A 15,932-nucleotide genomic window follows, 5' to 3' on the forward strand; every position below is an offset into this window, starting at 1 on the left:
CGATGCTGCCTTACCTCGACGCTGACCTCCTGAACAGGCTGCTGCCGTTCCCCCGCGCAATCAGCGCCCTGCGAAACACCCTGCAGCGCGGACCATCCGCCATCACTGCACCACCCCGAACCACCGCCGAGGCCCCGGGCGGACACGTTCTCATCATGCCGGCGGCGGACCGAAACCTGTTCGGCGTCAAAATTGCCGGGGTCGCGCCGGACAACCCAGCGAAAGGCCTGCCCCGGATCACCGGCACCTACCTTCTCTACGACGCCGACACCTTGCACCCCATCCTCGCGATCGACGGCCCCGCACTCACACTGCGACGCACGGCCGCCCTGTCCGCGCTCGCGGTCGACACCCTCGCCCCTCATGACATCTCCCGATTGCTGCTCTACGGCACCGGACCACAAGCAGCAGCACACCTCCAAGCCCTCCACGCCGTCCGACACTTCCGGTCCCTCGCCGTCAGCGGCCGAACCCACGAACGGACCCGCGCGTTCGCCGACGACCACGGAATCAATGTCGCCAGACCGGCCGACCTGCCGCAAGCCGATGTCGTCGCTTGCTGCACCAGCTCCACCACGCCGCTGTTCGACGGCCGGAACCTGTCACGCCATGCGACCATCATCGCGATGGGTTCACACACACCCGACGCCCGCGAACTCGACAGCCACACCCTCCGCGGCGCACAGGTCATCGTCGAAGACGTCCCCACCGCCATCCGCGAAGCCGCCGACATCGCCGACGCACTCACCTCCGGCGACATCACCAAACCCCTACCCCTCCACGAGATCGTGACCGGACAAACCCCAGTGCCACCTCACCAGCAACGCATCTTCAGATCCGTGGGCATGGCCTGGGAAGACCTAGCCATCGCCACAGCAGCGCTCGCATCGTGGAAGTCCACAAGGACTAGCTCGACCTCACACCCGCCGGTCTAACCGCGGCGATCGCAACTACCACTTCGAAAAACCAACCGCGCGGCGGTCGCAGCCCGCTTCGTTCTGAAACAGGTGCAAAAACTCTTGTCCCGCCTGGGTTGTCGGTCCGTGACGGCGGGCGCAGACTCAGCCGCGGAAGCTACTCCTGACTGGTTCGCGCCCCGCATCACCTGTCGATGGGCGCGAGTCGGGAGGACGGTGATCGATGGATGACGGTCGTACGAGCGTGACGCGGGTCAACAGAATCCCCGCTGGTCACTGACCTGAGCTTACTGCCGGGATGTAGTGAGACCGGCTCCGAATGGTGTGCGTGCTGGCCTGTGTGGCGCTTGTCCGAGGCGTCGCCAGAGGAAGTACGCCATGGACAAGATCGGACATGTGACGGCCCGCCGCTACCGGGCCCTGGTCGAGCAGGCGGGCCACGACGTCGAGGAGCTCACCAGCAGGCAATTCGCGCTCGGTGACATGGCGCTCGGCATCGAACCGCTGCACGCCCGCCCCGGCGGAAACGAGGGCGTGTACGCGACGTTGCAGGCCTTCGCCGACGACATCGGCGTTGAGTTCCGGACGCTGCTGAACTACCGCGCGGTGGCAGCCGCCTGGCCCAAGCGCCGCCGCGTCACGAAGGCCAGCTGGACGGTGTATCAGCGGCTCGCGCACGCGCCACGCCGGTTCGAGATCATCAAAGATCCGCCGTTCAACGACCGGTTGGGCGAACACCGCTGGACGGTCGGTGCCGCCGAGCGCGCGGCGGGCCGAGCCTCGCGCACCGCGACCTCCTCACCTGAGGAAACGGTGGCCCACATACGGGACCTGGCACGAGACGACTCCGTCGCTGCCGCGGCGGCCACGGAGTTCCTGCGCCGGCCGGAAGTCGCCCACCGCGCCATGGCCGACCCGGGCACCCGCACCGCGCTGTACCGGGCTCAACGCGACCGCGATGACCAGGCCCACGCAGCGCTTCAGGAGCGCAACCCCGCGCTCCAACGCATCGAGCACTCGCTCCAGTTCTTGGAACTGACCGGCTACTGCCACAGCTACGTCGCCGGAATCAAGAAAGCAGTGCAGCACCTCCACGACAACCCGCTCAGCGGCGAGGAACGGGCCGTGGCGCACCACCTGCTCGAGCAGGTCCAGGCCGCCACCGAGTTCTGCCGCAGCGTGATCGACACCGGCGAGCTCAGCATGGACGAGCAGCTCGCCCGACTGCTTGACGAGGAAGAACCACCATGACCACCCCACCCACGCCACGTCCGGCTCGTGTCAGCCGCGCCGACGCCGGCGAGCAAGTCCTGCACGAACTGATCAACGCCGCCCCAACCGGCCTGCGCAAAGCCCACCTCGTCGACGAGACAGGGCTAACCCCCAGCCAGGTCTACGGCGGCACCGTCTGGGTCAAAGACACCGGTGCCAGCCGGGAGAACCGGCCCTTCACCGTCACCCGCCGCGACGGCTACCGCTTCTCCGACGACCCGGCCGACTGGACCGCCTACGAACGCGGCCAGCTCCGCCGCATGCTCACTACGCTGCACCGCCTGATGACCGGCACCCTGGACCCGCACCTGCAGCGCGAGCCAGCGGACCCGCTCGCCCGCATGCTGCACAGCCAGATCAACGGCATGATCGGTGCCCTGGAATACGCCCTCACCGAAGCCGACCGGCTCACCACCCAGTAGCCCGTAGCCCGTCGGCACGATGGCGTTCTGCCGTGCCGATCAGGCAAACGAGCTTCTAGGCCCGCCATCCTGGAGAAACCGCACCACAGTCCGGCACCACGCTGCCAGCCAACCATCACGCGCGGTCGTGCCTCGTACGCAAGGCCTCGGCCGGGGCGGACGATGGTCTGGTGCGGACAACGCCGTGTCCGTTGCCTGCGGCACGTTACTCACCCGTCAGGGTCGTGCGGCCCTAGCCGGGCTCGTGTCGGTGCTCGCAAGCTTGTGGAGTGGCGCGGGCTGCCGGTGGAGGGGTTCCGTGACCACCGCGCGCGCTAATGTCCTGCGGGTGGCGGGGACCCGCAGGCTGGGGCTGTGCGGCTGGGCATGGGGACGACACGCAGGCGCACAGCCCCGTGCCCTCGTGGGGGCGGGGCTCGGGACACGCGCATCGGGGGCGTGTCCCGAGCCAACGGGTCGCGCCCGGCGCTGACCAGACCTGATCAGGACGAGGGGTTCTGTTGAGCTCTGTTCCGCCGACGCCGCGCTCGCACCCCTCGCTGGCGCCCCTCGATCCTGGTGAGGGCCAGTACGCTTCCGGGCATGGCAGACCCGGATGATCTGGCGGCCCGCGTCGCGGCCCTGGAGACCGACGTCCGCGATCTGGCCGAGCGGGTGCGCCACAACGAGCGGGAGGCCGCGGCCGCCCGGGTCCTCGCCGGGGGCGCCGACCGCGGCGTCGCTGAGCTCAGCGGGGAGATCGAGGCCTTCCGCGACCAGAACCGTCGCGCCCTCACCGCGCTCCGCGACGGGGTGGCCGACCTCAGCGAGCGCCTCGAGACCGGGCTGGCCGAGCTCCGCGCCCGCCTGGAGGCCACCGCCGCCGGCCAGGAACGGCTCGCCGGCCTGCTGACCAAACTCCTCGAGCGCCAGGGCGACGAGCCCACCGTTGGCGGGTGACGCCCGGCCTGCGGGTGACCGACGGTCCGCCGCGGGCCGTGCGCAACCCCGGGTGCGTGGTCACCGTGTCCAGGCACCCGGGCGGGCGCGGCGGTGGGACCCCTGGAGCCAGGTCAGGCGCACGGTGGTGCCCGTAGGGCTGGTGGTGAGGGTGGTGTCGGGGGCGAGCGCCCGGATGAGACGGAGGCCGTGGCCCCGGCCGGGCGGGCTGGCAGCCTCGCGCCACTGTCCGGTGTCGCTGATCGTCACGGTGACGCGGCCGGCGCTCCGGCGGGCCACGAGGCGCATCGTGCCGTCGGCGCTGGCGGGGTAGGCATGCTCGACCACATTCGCCAGGGCCTCGTAGCTGGCCAGGACCAGATCGGCGATCAGCTCGTCCGGCAGGCCACAGGCACGACCCCAGTCGGCGAGGACCGTGCGCAGGAGGCGGGCCTGTGCGGCCGCGGCGGCGACGGTGCGCATCAGGACCGGGTCGCACTGGTGTTGCTCCGGTTCGTCCGGCCTCGCTTCGTCGGTGGCCTCGAGTGTCATCGGGGGACCCCTCTCGCTCACTGCTGAACGGTTGCGGATTCCCTACCCGTTCCGCGAACCGGTTAAACGCTCAGCTAACACTCGTGAGCACAGCGCAGCCGTCGTGCGGGCCTGGGGATGCAGCAACCGAGCAGGACCCGCTCGCGCGAACAGCGCCGCTGCTGGCGGCGTGGCGGGCCGATATCAACAGCGTGTGCACGCCCGACCCGCTTCCCACCGAGGTGGCTCTGACGATCGTGACCGCGGCACGGGAGCGCCCCGGCCGAGCGCGCGTCGAACCCGGTCAGGGCTCGGGTTCAACGCCAGGGGAGGGCACCCACGGCTCGCCGCCCTCCCCGACCGGACAGTGCCACGGAATCTCGCCCTCGTCGGACCCCGCCGTGGTGGCACCGTGACGGGCGGTACCGCTCACCGGCGGCCAGTCGCCGACCAGCATGATCCGCACAGACATCCGCACCCTCTCCCTGTTTTCGGTCTCCTACCCGGGTCCGAGGCCTGCCCGCGGCCCGCGGGACGATCCGGGCCGCGGATCACCCGAACGGACGCTTGTGGAAACGGGTGTCAGACACCGCTGGGCGGGGCCGCGCGCGGGGCGGGTGCGTGGTGAATTGCGCACCAAAGGTGCCGTGAGAATCACTGTTATCACGGGTCCTGTCAGGCTGTCTTGACAACCAGGTGGTGTCAGGGTAGCCTGACACTATGTCTTCGCAACGTATCCCGCTCACCGGCAACGACAGCACGGCGGGACCCGGCCTGCTGCCCGCCGACACCGACATCGATGACGTGATCCTGACCGGCGGCGAACGTGAACTGATCGCGACCTGGAACACCTTCCACACCCGCCGCGTGGCGCAGCGGGTACTCGACGCCAGCGCCGACAAGCCAGACGCCGACCTCGCGAAGCAGGCTTTCACCCTCAAACTGGCCGAGACCGCCCCGGTCACCGCCGTACATGCTCTGGCCGCCAACCGCCGCTTGATCGAGCTGCTCACCGGCCGCCGCTGGTACGTCATGCAGGAGGCCCGCGAGGCCGGGGCGAGCTGGGCCGACATCGGCGCTGCCCTGGACATGACCCGCCAGTCCGCGCACGAGTGGTACCAGCGCAAGATCGAGCTGCAGGAGAAGTACGTGCCCGACTTCCACGACGCCGAGCGGGCGCGGGCCGTGCTCGATGACGCCTCGACACCGGGTGCAAGTGAAGGCGCGACCAAGGGGGAGGCGTGATGGCCGAGCGCATCACAGTTCGCGAATGGTGCTGGACGTGCGGCGAACGACGCGGTGGCACGAACGGCTATGTGCACCGCGCCGACAACCCGGTACTCGCTCACGAACGCTGTGGCGTGTGCATTGACGTGCTCATGCCCTACCCGCAACCGACGCTGGCCGAGAAACTCGACCAGCTCGGCACGCACCTGAGCGAGGCCATGAGATGGAGCCGGGTCATGGCATCCGACGAACCGGCCGACGACGAGCGGAGTCTCGCGTTAGGCGAGGTCCGCGAACTGCTCCTCCAGGCTCGCCGCGTCTACCTGATGAGGCTGGACGGGACGCGGTGAGCCTTGCTCTTCCCCGCAGCTTGATGCGCCGCGTTAACCCTGCCGCACGCTACCGCCGGGTGGCCGCGACGCTGAGCTGATGCCGAACACTGTCGGCGGTCTTGGGATTCCAGCGGAACCCCAACGGTTAACCGTTCGGTGCCGGGCCGAGATATTCGATCCGGTAACGGAACCCGCCTACATCCGCTTCGCACATCGGGTTGTGGTCAGGAAACACCTCGACGGTGATCGTTCCGTCCTCGTCCGTGTCGACGTAGGACTGCCACGTCACGTCACCTTGGATGACCCCGTCCTCGGCGCTGAACGCCAGCTTGGCTACTTCGACGGGGTCGGTGATGTCGGGATTGTCCACGCTCATACCCGCGACTGTATGGCTGCCATCACCAGCCGCGACCGAGCAACACCCAACCATGCACCAAAGGGAGCAGCGCTCGTTGCTGTGCGTGGGCTTCCCCGCCGGTCGGTTCTGGGTCGTGCGACAGATAACCGTGGTCAAGGGTTGTCGGCATTTGCGCGGAGCTCCGGACCCCGCGCCAACGGCTCAGGCCTAGCGACCTGTTTGAGCAGCGCGGAAAGCCCACCGCTGCACGAGTCAAGACCGGCCGCTTTCGACGCTCTCCAGGGCGACCCGATACCGGTAGGCGGATGCTCAGGATGACACAGAAGTGGACCAGACCTGGACGACCGTTAGGGGCTGTGCGTGGCGCGGGTCCCTAGTGGAAGTCTCGGGAGGTTGTGGCGAGTTGGCGCATGTCGAGCGGGGTGAGCTGGTCGGCGACGAGGTTGATCGCGCCGTTGCCGGCTTCCAGGATGCCGCGCACCAGTAGCGCGGAGGCGGTGCGCACGGCGTGCCGGTACTTGCGGCGCAAGCCTTGGGAGACGACGACGTTGACCATGCCGGTGTCGTCTTCGAGGTTGAGGAAGGTGACCCCGCCGGCGGTGGGCGGGCTCTGCCGGTGGGTGACCGCGCCGCCGACCTGGATCCGGGTCCCGGATGGGATATCGCGGAGCTGTCCGGTGGGCAGGGCGCCGAGCCGGTCGAGTTGGGCGCGCAGCATCTCCACGGGGTGCCGGTCGGGGGTGATGCCGGTGGCCCAGATGTCGGCGGCCATCAGCTCCCAGGCGTTCATCCCGGGTAGCGATTGTGGTGGGACGGTGGTGGTGCTGGTGCCGGGGATCATGCCTGGCCGGTGCCGGGCCGCCTCGCCTGCCGACCACAGCGCCGCGGTGCGTGAGGTTTCGAGGGCGCGGTAGGCGCCGGCGGTGGCGAGGGCTTCCATCTGCGGGCGGGTCAGGTTCACGCGGTGGCCGAGGTCGGCGACGCTGCCATACGGGCCGCCGCGGTGGCGTTCGTCGACGATCTGCTGGGCGGGCTCGTCGCCAAGAGTGCGTACCGAGCCGAGGCCAAGCCGGACGGCGTGCCCGCCGGTCGAGTCGGGGTCTGGCTCCAGGGTGGCGTGCGCGAGGCTGGCGTTGACGTCGACGCCGTGCACGCGCACCCCGTGCCGTCGGGCATCGGCCACCAGCGACTGAGGTGAGTAGAAGCCCATCGGCTGCGCCTGTAGTAGTGCGGCGCAGAACGCGGCCGGGTGGTAGCGCTTGAGCCAGGCGGAGACGAACACCAGGTGCGCGAACGACAAGGCGTGCGACATGGGGAAGCCGTAGTCGGAGAAGGCGGCCATTTGCGCGAACAGCCGCTCAGCGTCCGCGCCGACCAGACCGTTGGCGGCCGCGCCCTCCAGGAAGCGTCGCCGGAGGCGCTCCATCTTGCGGTGGGAGCGTTTGGAGCCCATCGCCCGGCGTAGCGAGTCGGCCTCGGCCGCGGTGAATCCGGCGACGTCGATCGCGAGCTGCATGACCTGCTCTTGGAACAGGATCACGCCGTAGGTGCGGTCCAGGGCGCCGGCCATGGCGGGGTGCAGGTGCTGCCAGGGTTCGCCGTCGCGGCGGCGCAGGTAGGGGTGCACGGCGCCGCCCTGGATGGGGCCGGGCCGGATCAGCGCCACCTCCACCGCCAGATCCCACATGGTCCTGGGTTTCAGGCGGGGGAGGGTGGCCATCTGGGCGCGGGATTCGACCTGGAACACCCCGACGCTGTCGGCGTCGCAGAGCATGTCGTACACGGCGGGGTCGTCGAGGGGGAGTTTCGCGATGTCGACCGCGATGTCCTCGTGTTCGGCGATGAGGTCGATCGCGTAGTGGACGGCCGAGAGCATGCCGAGGCCGAGCAGGTCGATCTTGACCAGGCCGGCGTCGGCGCAGTCGTCCTTGTCCCACTGCAGCACGGTCCGGTTCTCCATGCGGGCGTGCTCGACCGGGCACACCTCGCTGACGGGGCGGTCGCAGATCACCATCCCGCCGGAGTGGATCCCGAGGTGTCTGGGGGAGCCCTCGAAGGCGGCGGCCAGCCCGAGGACGTCGCGGGGGATGTCGTGCTCCGGGTCGGGTTCGGCGGCCGCGCCGGCGACGGTGGACCAGGGGTCGACGGTCTTGGACCAGGCGTCGATCTGCCCGATCGAGTAGCCCAGGGCGCGGGCGGCGTCGCGCACCGCGGAGCGGGCCCGGTAGGTGATCACGTTGGCCACCTGGGCGGCGTTGCGGCGCCCGTAGCGCTGGTAGACGTGCTGGATGACCTGTTCGCGGGTGTCGGATTCGATGTCCAGGTCGATGTCGGGGTAGCCGTCCCGCTCCGGGGACAGGAACCGCTCGAACAGCAGCCCCCACTGGACGGGGTCGCAGTTGGTGATCCCGAGCGCGTAGCAGACCGCGGAGTTCGCGGCCGAGCCCCGGCCCTGCACGAGGATGGTGTGGCGGCGGCAGAAGTCGACGATCTCCCACACGATCAGGAAGTAGCCCGGGAAGCCGAGCTGCTCGATCACCGCCAGCTCGTGCTCCAGCTGCCGGTACGCCTGCGGTGCGGATTCTGGTGGGCCGTAGCGCTCGGCCGCGCCCCGCAGGGTGAGCTCGCGCAGCCAGCTGGCCTCCGTGTGCCCGTCGGGTACGGGGAAGGGCGGCAGGTCTGGTGCGATCAGGTCGAGGTCCAGGGCGAGCTCGACGCCGAGCAGGGCGGCGTTCTGTACGGCGCCGGGCCAGCGGTCGAACCAGTACTGCATCTCGGTGCCGGATTTGAGGTGGGCGACGCCGGCGGCGTGCTGGTAGCCCTCCATCTCGGCCAGCGACCGCCGGGCCCGCACCGCAGACATGGCCTGCGCCAGATACACCCGGCGCGGGTGGTGGTAGTGCGCCGCGGTGGTCGCCACGACCGGCAGCCGCAGTTCGCGGGCCAGGCCGTGCAGTAGGTCGTTGCGGGTGGAGTCCAGCGGCCCGGCGTGGGTGGTGAGCTCGACCGCGACGTGCTCGGCGCCGAACTGCGCTACCAGCCGTCGGAGGGCGGTGCGGGCGGCGTCGGGGTGCTCGGCCTGTACGCCGAGGGCGGCGCGCACGGCGCCGTGGCGGCAGCCGGTCAGCACCAGCACGTGCCCGGCGAGCTCGCCGACTACCTCGTCCAGGTCGTAGATCGGGCGGCCTTTCTCCCCGCCACGCAGGTGCGCTGAGGAGATCACCCGGCACAGCCGGGCGTAGCCCTCGGTGCCGCGGGCGAGCACGAGCAGGTGCTCGCCGCCGGGGTCGGTCGGCCCGGAGCGCTCGCCGGGGCGGTCGAGGTTGAGCTCGGCGCCGTAGACGATCCGCACCCCCAGCTCCCGCCCCGCGTTCGCGGCCCGCACCGCACCGTAAAGACCGTCGTGATCGGTGATCGCCAACGCATCCAAACCCAGCCGGGCGGCCTCCTCCACCAGCTCCTCCGGGTGGCTGGCGCCGTCCAGGAAGCTGAAGTTCGAATGGCAGTGCAGTTCCGCATACGGCACCCGCGCGACATCGGAGGGATCGTCCGAGCCCCGGCGCGGGCCAAGGAGATCGTCTGGGGGCACGTAGCCGTCCCGGGACTGCCGTGATGTCGGACTGTCATGCCCATCGGCCGAGGTCAGCACCCGGCCCGAGAGCTTGCCCTCCAGCTCGCTCCAGCTGGACCCGTGACCGCTGGTGAACGCCACGTCACTCGCTCCCCTCCTGCAGCACGCCGAGACGTGCCGATGCCAGGGGGAAGCTGACACCATTCGAACACTTGTTCTAAGTATGACTCTCTGGGGGGTCGACGCAACTGGTGGGTGCTGAGTTGTTCCAGCTCGAGTCGCTACTCGTCCTAACTCCGCGGCATCCGCGTTGCGCCTCTTGCGTGACGCACATCACTCATCGGAGCTGGTGAATTGCCCGAAATTGGTATCTACGGGTGATTGTCGGGACACTTCTCTGACAGAGGGTTTACGTGTGTTGTCGGAGGGTGCATGAGAAGGAGCGAGCTGCGGCAGGTGCACGAGCTGGTGCAGCAGGTGCTTGCGCTGGCTCCTGATCCCTGGGACGTCGACGTGTTTCTGGACAAGCTGGAGGCCGAGCGGGGTGGTCGGCCAATCGACCTGTGCGCCATGGAGTGGCAGCCCGGGTCCAGCACCGGGGGGTGGAAGCCGCACCCCGACCACGACGTCGTGGTGTACGCGACGAACACGACGAGCTGGCACCAGGACGTGATCATCTTGCATGAGGTCGGACACATGCTTTTCGGGCATGCCACGGGTCGCCAAGACCCTCACGACGAGTGGCAGGCAGAACAGTTCGCCCGCCTTTTCATGGCGGAGATCGAGCGGCGTCCACGTCGTGCCGTCGATGACTTCACCCGCAGGGTGGAGCAGGCGCTCGGCTAAGCACGGATCTGCACGATGTCAGCCAGTGTCATGTCCTACGGCATCGCCGTGTGCACGTTTGCCGTCATGCTCCTGCGCATCCGCCGCCTGCGCAGTACACAGAACGTGCCCGCGGTGCGCTACAGCGTGCTGTTGATGGCAGCGATGACCTTCACCTTCGCCGTGTTCGCGCCGCACTCTCAAGCATGGGTCAACCAGTACGTGAGTGATCTTTTCAAACTCCTGGGCAACTGCTCGACCCTGGTGGGCATGTTCGCGGCCGGGGCGCTGGTACTGCACATCAACTACGCACCCGTTGCGGCGCGGAGGAAGGTCGTGCGGCGGGCGATCGTGCTGGTCGCCGCGATCGCGACGATGGTGACGATGTTCGCCCTACCGCATCCGGTCGAACTGACCGGCTCCTTCGATGGGCTCTACGCGATCGACAACACCCTGATCGTCTACACGTTGGTCTATGCCGTCTTTTTCGGTGGGACCGTCTTCGAGCTTGCGGTGCAGTTCCACCGATTCGCGCGCCGGACCAAGGGCACGATGCGGGTGGGTTTGCACGTGATGTCGGCGGCCGCGATCGTGGCAGTCGCTCACAACGCGGCCACGATCTTCATCGTGTTTCGCAACGCGGCCACCGACGTGCGACAAGGAGCCGGTGGGGAGACCGGCGTGTGTCTGTCCGCGTTCTCCGATATGAGTTGTTTCATCGCGATTGGTTCGCCCGCCATCGCCGCGGTATTGGCGGTGCTGGGTTTCGTGGCGACCTACTCGGTGACCCATTTCGACCGGCTCTGGCATCGGCTCGGCCACCGCCGGGCCGAACGCGGGCTGCTGCCGCTGTGGCTGGCGCTCACCGACGCCTTTCCTTCGAAGCACCGCAGCAGAGGAGATGCGTCATTGTCCGGATGGGACGTGCGTCATGGACGGTTGGCGCATCTGGTGGTGGAGATCCGCGATGCCTTGTTGCACTTGGCGCCCTATCGGGACGAGGCCACTGCTCGTCGAGCTCGTGCGGCGGCCACGGACGCGGGCTTGGTGGGCCTTCAGCGCGACGCGGCCGCCGAAGCGGCCGAGATCGCCGCCGCACTCGGGCGGGTGCACGCACCACCGCACGCCGACCCTCCATTTGCTCCGCCGCAGCCAGAGGACTTCGCCGCCGAGGTCGAATGGCTCGTGGCCGTGTCGGAGGCCCTGCGCAGCTCACCCATCGTCGAAAGCTTCCGCCGCAGCACCGTTGGAGACTCTGCACCGTGACCAAACCAGTTGAAGAGCTCACCGTCGTCGTCGACCAGGACGGCGGCGTCGACGACGCGCTCGCATTGGCGCTGCTGGCCCATGACCCGAACGTGACGATCGTAGGCGTCGGCTCCGTCCACGGTAACGTCGACGCCGATACCGCCGCCCGCAACGCCGTGCGCGTGCTCGAGCTGGCAGGCATGGAGACCACGCCGGTTGCGTCCGGGGCGAGTCGCCCGCTTCAGCAGGCGCTGCATCTGGCGCACCCGGCGGATCTGCTTGGCAAACTCGCAGGTGCGCCGCGAGGTCATCCAGCTAAGGCCAGCGCGGTGGAGCAGCTGCTGGCCGCCGCGCGGATGCACGCCGGCCGCTTGTCGGTGCTGACTCTCGGCCCGCTGACCAACTTGGCCAAGGCTGTGCACGCGGACCCGCAGTTGCCGCATCTCGTGCGCCGGGTCGTCATGATGGGCGGCGCCTACCGTGTCGGTGGCAATGCCAGCGCGACCGCCGAGAGCAACATCTGGCACGACCCGGAGGCAGCTGACATCGTTCTGGGTGCCGGTTTCGGTGACCTGACGCTGGTCCCGCTGGATATCACCCGGGACGTCACTGTCACGCGGTTGTGGCTGCACCACCTCGCGCATCGCGGCGGGCCGGGTCGCCGCGTCGCACAGCGCTTGCTGGCCTGCGGCCACCGGCTGCCCTCCTTTGCGATGCACGATGCCCTGGCCGCCGCCATCCTGCTCGACCCGCAGATCGCGACCTACGAGCGTCAGTGCCTGCGTGTCGAGCTCAACGGCGACCAGCGTGGCCGGATCGTGCCCTTCGAGTCCGGTACGCGCCAGCCGGTCGCGATTGCCCATACCGCGGACCGGCGCTCGCTGTTTACCCAGCTCCACGGGGCCCTCCGTGGTCCAGTGGCGGCACGCTGGCGCGAGCGGAGACTCACACCGGGAGTGCGCGGCGACCAGAAAACGGTCTGCTAACAGCGGTACGTCGTGAAGACCGCACCCGTCTCCCGATTTGACTTCCCTCGCTCCTGGCAGGACCCTGTAAACAGCTGTAGACGGCCCGTGTTAACGGAGTACGGTCTGCGGGTTACTGTCAGTCACCCTCGGAGCCAATCTTGACCAAGCTTCCCCGCACGTTCGCCGAGAAGTACACGTGGCTGAACAACCACATCCATCCACCCGAGCGCGGACCCTATGGTGATAGTGAGGTTGCTGAGGCGCTGGGAATGACGCGCCAGTACATCTGGCAGCTCAAGCAGGGTCGGCGTGGCTACCCGCGCGAGCCGATCACGCAGAAGATCACCCAGTTCTATGGGGTACCCAGCGACTTCTTTTCCAATGACGAGACCACCGACAGGGTCATCGCCGAGTTTCACAGCAGGACCGAGCAGGAAGATGCGACCGGTGGCCAGGGCTTCGATCCCGCCTCGGCGGATCCCCGGCAGGGCATTGAGCACCGCCGCGTGGCGCAGCGGGTCATGACGCTGACGCCCGAGGAGCTACAGGTCATCGACGGGATGATCGAACGCCTGCACGCCTACAACAAGCAGCCCCGTGAGCAGCGGCGCCGACGCAAAAACGGATAGCAGTAAGGCCTCCGGCGCCGCGCTGGCGCGCCGGAGGCGCCCACCCGATCGGGACGGTTCCCGGGCAACGACGGTCATTCCGGCTGCCGCTTGGCGTGCCGGGCCAGGTCAGTTGCTCGGGGGAACCCGGCCTTGTTCTGCGTGATTGCGCGTGCGTCGGTGAGCCCAAGTCGGTCCTCCAGCGCTACGCGCCAGCGTGGTGAGCAGCAGTTCGGTCGCCGGGACCGCGGGTGGCTCGTAGGGCTGGAGTGGCTGAACGTTTTCGTGGTTCTGTGTCATGCCGCCCACCGTTGCACGACCGCGCGACGACCTGTACGGCCTGCGGAAATCTGTGGATAACTCCCACCGAAGAGGACAACTCCAGCTGGGAACTTCTTGAACCCTGGTCGCCACCGTCGCCTAGTTTCACCTGATAAAACCAGCGGTTATGACATTCGGGTGAAACGGGCGGAAGGTCGTTGCCAGTAGCTCACTTAGAGCATGAACTAAAGCGCATGCGCTAAGCCGGTCGGTTTCTGTCAGGTCCGGCCCCAGCCGCGAACCGGTGCGAGCAAGGCGAGGTGGAGGCGATGCCGGACATGCGTGGACTGCCCGCGAACCCGCTGAACGTCCGCTTGCGGGTTGCGCACGACCGGCTGTGGTGGCACACCGATGACGAGGACCACCTCCCCGAACGCTGGGACGTCTCGGCCGACGTCTGGGATCTGAGCGTGCCCGACCTGCGGCACCGGCACGTCGGCGACATCACCCTGGTCATCGCGGACCTGACGCGGGAGCGCAATCTGCTCGACTCGACGATGCTGGGGGAGTGGGCGCTGGAATTCATCGCCGAGACGGTCATCGATCTCGACGGCACTCTGCATTCCGAGTTGGACACCGCGCTCACCGAAGGCCCGCCGCGCATGGTCATCGTGCGCTCGATCGAATTGGCCCGGGCTTGGCGCGGGCACGGGCTCGGCGGACCGCTGCTGGCCGCAGCCCTGCGAATCCTCGCGCCCACCGCCAGAGTTGCCGCCTGCCGGGTCTCCCCGTTGGACTTCCGCCGAGTCTGCCCGGACGCGGTCAGCGCCGAACTCGCCAGCATGCGCATGGCAGTCCTGTTAGAGCGCATCGGCTTCTTTCCCTGGCGGGAAGTCCACCTCATCGACCTGCGCAGCACCGCGCTTCGTGAAGCGCGAATGCCGGTGTTTGATCAGTGGTATCCACAGCCACAGCACCCCGCCGAGTAGTTAGCCGATGTCGCTGGACAGCGTCACCGGGTCGGTTTGCGTGCTTTCCCCTGCGGGTGAGGTGAGCTGTGCCAGTGCGCGCAGTCGTGTCAGTGCGGTGTTCTTGTCGTGTCCATCCCACGCCGCCCGGGGGTCGCTGGGCTGGACCACTGGCACGGTGTCGAACAGAGAGAGGTGCTTGGGGTTGAGGTGCCAGCTGATCTGGCCCGCAGCGGTGTCGAGGTAGAGCACGGGCAACGCGGGCTCGCGGGGATCGTTGTAGGCGATGACGGCTTCGCGTGCGAGCCGGTGGGCCAGCACGGCGAGCAGGTGCGCGCGCTCGTAGTACAGGTCGCGCACCTGCTCGCCGTCAGCGGCCAGGTCGGTCCCGGCCGGGGGCGACCCGCTGGAGGGCATGTCAGGCCGCCTTGTTCTCGGGGTAGGGCGAGGCCGTGACCCCAGCCCGCAGCACGGTGACGAGGTTGTCGACGTCGACGTCGAAGGTGGCGATCGGGTCGCCGATGTTGTCGTGCTCGTCGACGGGGCGTACGGCCATGCAGGCCAGGCCGTCGATCACCATGACCTCCAGGACCCGCTCGGGGGGATCGGTGATCACGGTGTCGCACTCGCCTTCCAGTGCGATGAATGTTTTCCAGATCGGGGTTCTCACGTGCGGGGCCTTTCGGTCGTGGTTGCGGCTGCCTTCGTCGCGACCTAGCAGCGGCTCCACGTGCGGCGTAGCCGCCGCGGTGCCGGATCAGCTCCGGGCAGATCCGATGCCATCGGTTCCTCCGTGCCGGTTCCAAGTCGCTCAGGCCTGCAGCCTGGCAGTGGCTAGCGGCAGAACCGTGCCGCGCTGGAATTCTGGCGGGGTGAGCTCTCGCGGGTTGGTGTCGGTCGACGTGCCGGGCAGGCGCGAGTATCGCTGGGCGGAAGTCGGAACGGGCCGGGATAGCGGGCGCCGCAACTCACGCACTGCGCGTAGTACAGCAGCGCGAGTGCACCCGGAGTCTCGGAGGCGATCACCTCGATGGTGCTGCCGTCGTCGCGGGTTACCGCGAGCGCAGACCAAGGCTCGCTGCACGTGCAGGCCGCTTCGATCGCCGCAGTGGGGACGTGCTCGATCACTGTTCCTCCCGCTTGGCTGTGCGCGGCGGGCGCCCAAGTCGATCGGCGACCTGGGAGATCTCGTCCTCGTCGTAGGCGCTGCGGGTGCCCGAGATGGACATGCCGGTGGCCTCGGCGAGCTCCTTGAGCTGATACGGCCGGGGGGTGACGAACTCCCTGCCGTAGGCCACCAGCAGCCGCATCCGGTGCTCGGCCTCCCGCATCTCGTGCTGTGCCCTGCGGATCTCGTACAGCACCGGGTCGAAGTAGTGCTCGGAGTGCTCGATCTGCATGCGGATCTCCTCCTCGAAGGAGTCCCGCTGCCGCTCGGCATAGGTCACCTGGTCGTCGTGGCCGGCCAGCTCGTCCTCGTCCGCGCCAGCGGGCGGCGGACCGGGG

Annotated in this window: 18 protein-coding genes; 11 read left to right on the forward strand and 7 right to left on the reverse strand. The window is 68.6% G+C overall.

Translation table 11 applies throughout. From position 1 onward, the window contains the following. Window positions 1-2 precede the first annotated feature (2 nt). The 4 genes from DI005_RS20710 (at window position 3) to DI005_RS20725 (ending at window position 3,550) form a co-directional block, all read left to right on the forward strand. A complete protein-coding gene (locus DI005_RS20710) occupies window positions 3-935 on the forward strand; it encodes an ornithine cyclodeaminase family protein (RefSeq protein ID WP_113643200.1) in 933 nt (310 codons plus the stop codon). A gap of 465 nt (window positions 936-1,400) precedes the next feature. Then, window positions 1,401-2,168, forward strand: a complete 768-nt coding sequence (locus DI005_RS20715; RefSeq protein ID WP_158559851.1) for a DUF6192 family protein — start codon at window positions 1,401-1,403, stop codon at window positions 2,166-2,168. Continuing rightward, a complete protein-coding gene (locus tag DI005_RS20720; protein ID WP_113643202.1) occupies window positions 2,165-2,611 on the forward strand; it encodes a hypothetical protein in 447 nt (148 codons plus the stop codon). The genes DI005_RS20715 and DI005_RS20720 overlap by 4 nt, the downstream gene beginning before the upstream one ends. A 582-nt stretch (window positions 2,612-3,193) precedes the next feature. Continuing rightward, entirely contained in the window at window positions 3,194-3,550 is a 357-nt protein-coding gene (locus tag DI005_RS20725; RefSeq protein WP_113643203.1) for a permease, read from the forward strand. A 60-nt stretch (window positions 3,551-3,610) separates the two neighbouring features. Here DI005_RS20725 and DI005_RS20730 read toward each other — a convergent pair whose 3' ends face one another. Further along, window positions 3,611-4,081, reverse strand: a complete 471-nt coding sequence (locus DI005_RS20730) for an ATP-binding protein (RefSeq protein WP_113643204.1) — start codon at window positions 4,079-4,081, stop codon at window positions 3,611-3,613. 283 nt (window positions 4,082-4,364) lie between these two features. Further along, window positions 4,365-4,532, reverse strand: coding sequence for a hypothetical protein (locus DI005_RS38250; RefSeq protein WP_158559852.1), 168 nt, complete (start codon window positions 4,530-4,532; stop codon window positions 4,365-4,367). A 248-nt stretch (window positions 4,533-4,780) separates the two neighbouring features. On the opposite strand from DI005_RS38250, the gene DI005_RS20735 reads away from it, so the two are divergent. Both DI005_RS20735 and DI005_RS37975 read left to right on the forward strand, forming a co-directional pair. Beyond that, complete coding sequence (locus DI005_RS20735; protein WP_113643205.1) at window positions 4,781-5,305, forward strand: hypothetical protein; 525 nt, start codon at window positions 4,781-4,783, stop codon at window positions 5,303-5,305. Next, complete coding sequence (locus DI005_RS37975; protein ID WP_147263884.1) at window positions 5,305-5,637, forward strand: hypothetical protein; 333 nt, start codon at window positions 5,305-5,307, stop codon at window positions 5,635-5,637. Before DI005_RS20735 ends, DI005_RS37975 begins: the two co-directional genes overlap by 1 nt. A gap of 127 nt (window positions 5,638-5,764) precedes the next feature. On the opposite strand, the gene DI005_RS20745 is transcribed toward DI005_RS37975, so the two are convergent. Next, window positions 5,765-5,989 (reverse strand): hypothetical protein, encoded by a 225-nt coding sequence (locus DI005_RS20745; protein WP_147263885.1) that lies wholly within the window; start codon window positions 5,987-5,989, stop codon window positions 5,765-5,767. 361 nt (window positions 5,990-6,350) lie between these two features. Further along, window positions 6,351-9,689: an error-prone DNA polymerase gene (locus DI005_RS20750; protein ID WP_199543031.1), complete on the reverse strand. Its 3,339-nt coding sequence runs from the start codon at window positions 9,687-9,689 to the stop codon at window positions 6,351-6,353. 291 nt (window positions 9,690-9,980) lie between these two features. On the opposite strand from DI005_RS20750, the gene DI005_RS20755 reads away from it, so the two are divergent. The 5 genes from DI005_RS20755 to DI005_RS20770 all read left to right on the forward strand — a co-directional run bounded on the left by DI005_RS20755 (window position 9,981) and on the right by DI005_RS20770 (window position 14,447). Then, window positions 9,981-10,394 carry a hypothetical protein gene (locus DI005_RS20755; RefSeq protein WP_147263886.1) on the forward strand — a complete coding sequence of 138 codons (414 nt, stop codon included), beginning with the start codon at window positions 9,981-9,983 and terminating at the stop codon, window positions 10,392-10,394. A gap of 30 nt (window positions 10,395-10,424) precedes the next feature. Beyond that, a complete protein-coding gene (locus DI005_RS38255; RefSeq protein WP_158559853.1) occupies window positions 10,425-11,639 on the forward strand; it encodes an MAB_1171c family putative transporter in 1,215 nt (404 codons plus the stop codon). Further along, window positions 11,636-12,607 carry a nucleoside hydrolase gene (locus DI005_RS20760; RefSeq protein ID WP_158559854.1) on the forward strand — a complete coding sequence of 324 codons (972 nt, stop codon included), beginning with the start codon at window positions 11,636-11,638 and terminating at the stop codon, window positions 12,605-12,607. Before DI005_RS38255 ends, DI005_RS20760 begins: the two co-directional genes overlap by 4 nt. Window positions 12,608-12,747: 140 nt before the next feature. Then, complete coding sequence (locus DI005_RS20765; RefSeq protein WP_147263887.1) at window positions 12,748-13,218, forward strand: helix-turn-helix transcriptional regulator; 471 nt, start codon at window positions 12,748-12,750, stop codon at window positions 13,216-13,218. 569 nt (window positions 13,219-13,787) lie between these two features. Beyond that, complete coding sequence (locus tag DI005_RS20770) at window positions 13,788-14,447, forward strand: hypothetical protein (RefSeq protein WP_113643212.1); 660 nt, start codon at window positions 13,788-13,790, stop codon at window positions 14,445-14,447. Here the strand turns inward: DI005_RS20770 and DI005_RS20775 are convergent, their stop codons facing one another. The 3 genes from DI005_RS20775 to DI005_RS20785 all read right to left on the reverse strand — a co-directional run. Next, window positions 14,448-14,843 carry a hypothetical protein gene (locus tag DI005_RS20775; RefSeq protein ID WP_113643213.1) on the reverse strand — a complete coding sequence of 132 codons (396 nt, stop codon included), beginning with the start codon at window positions 14,841-14,843 and terminating at the stop codon, window positions 14,448-14,450. Between the two features lies 1 nt (window position 14,844). Then, a complete protein-coding gene (locus DI005_RS20780; protein WP_147263888.1) occupies window positions 14,845-15,096 on the reverse strand; it encodes a hypothetical protein in 252 nt (83 codons plus the stop codon). 454 nt (window positions 15,097-15,550) lie between these two features. Then, window positions 15,551-15,932 (reverse strand): hypothetical protein (locus DI005_RS20785; protein WP_199543032.1); only part of this gene is annotated, 382 nt, incomplete at its 5' end.

Origin of the sequence: Prauserella sp. PE36 (assembly GCF_003311655.1) — a bacterium.
GTDB lineage: Bacteria > Actinomycetota > Actinomycetes > Mycobacteriales > Pseudonocardiaceae > Prauserella_A > Prauserella_A endophytica.

Excerpts from the sequence above, each read along its gene's own strand:
- DI005_RS20710 (WP_113643200.1), top strand. The coding sequence starts at position 3 with ATGCTGCCTTACCTCGACGCTGACCTCCTGAACAGGCTGCTGCCGTTC.
- DI005_RS20715 (WP_158559851.1), top strand. The coding sequence starts at position 1,401 with ATGGCGCTCGGCATCGAACCGCTGCACGCCCGCCCCGGCGGAAACGAG.
- DI005_RS20720 (WP_113643202.1), top strand. The coding sequence starts at position 2,165 with ATGACCACCCCACCCACGCCACGTCCGGCTCGTGTCAGCCGCGCCGAC.
- DI005_RS20725 (WP_113643203.1), top strand. The coding sequence starts at position 3,194 with ATGGCAGACCCGGATGATCTGGCGGCCCGCGTCGCGGCCCTGGAGACC.
- DI005_RS20730 (WP_113643204.1), bottom strand. The coding sequence starts at position 4,081 with ATGACACTCGAGGCCACCGACGAAGCGAGGCCGGACGAACCGGAGCAA.
- DI005_RS38250 (WP_158559852.1), bottom strand. The coding sequence starts at position 4,532 with ATGTCTGTGCGGATCATGCTGGTCGGCGACTGGCCGCCGGTGAGCGGT.
- DI005_RS20735 (WP_113643205.1), top strand. The coding sequence starts at position 4,781 with ATGTCTTCGCAACGTATCCCGCTCACCGGCAACGACAGCACGGCGGGA.
- DI005_RS37975 (WP_147263884.1), top strand. The coding sequence starts at position 5,305 with ATGGCCGAGCGCATCACAGTTCGCGAATGGTGCTGGACGTGCGGCGAA.
- DI005_RS20755 (WP_147263886.1), top strand. The coding sequence starts at position 9,981 with ATGAGAAGGAGCGAGCTGCGGCAGGTGCACGAGCTGGTGCAGCAGGTG.
- DI005_RS38255 (WP_158559853.1), top strand. The coding sequence starts at position 10,425 with ATGTCCTACGGCATCGCCGTGTGCACGTTTGCCGTCATGCTCCTGCGC.
- DI005_RS20770 (WP_113643212.1), top strand. The coding sequence starts at position 13,788 with ATGCCGGACATGCGTGGACTGCCCGCGAACCCGCTGAACGTCCGCTTG.
- DI005_RS20775 (WP_113643213.1), bottom strand. The coding sequence starts at position 14,843 with ATGCCCTCCAGCGGGTCGCCCCCGGCCGGGACCGACCTGGCCGCTGAC.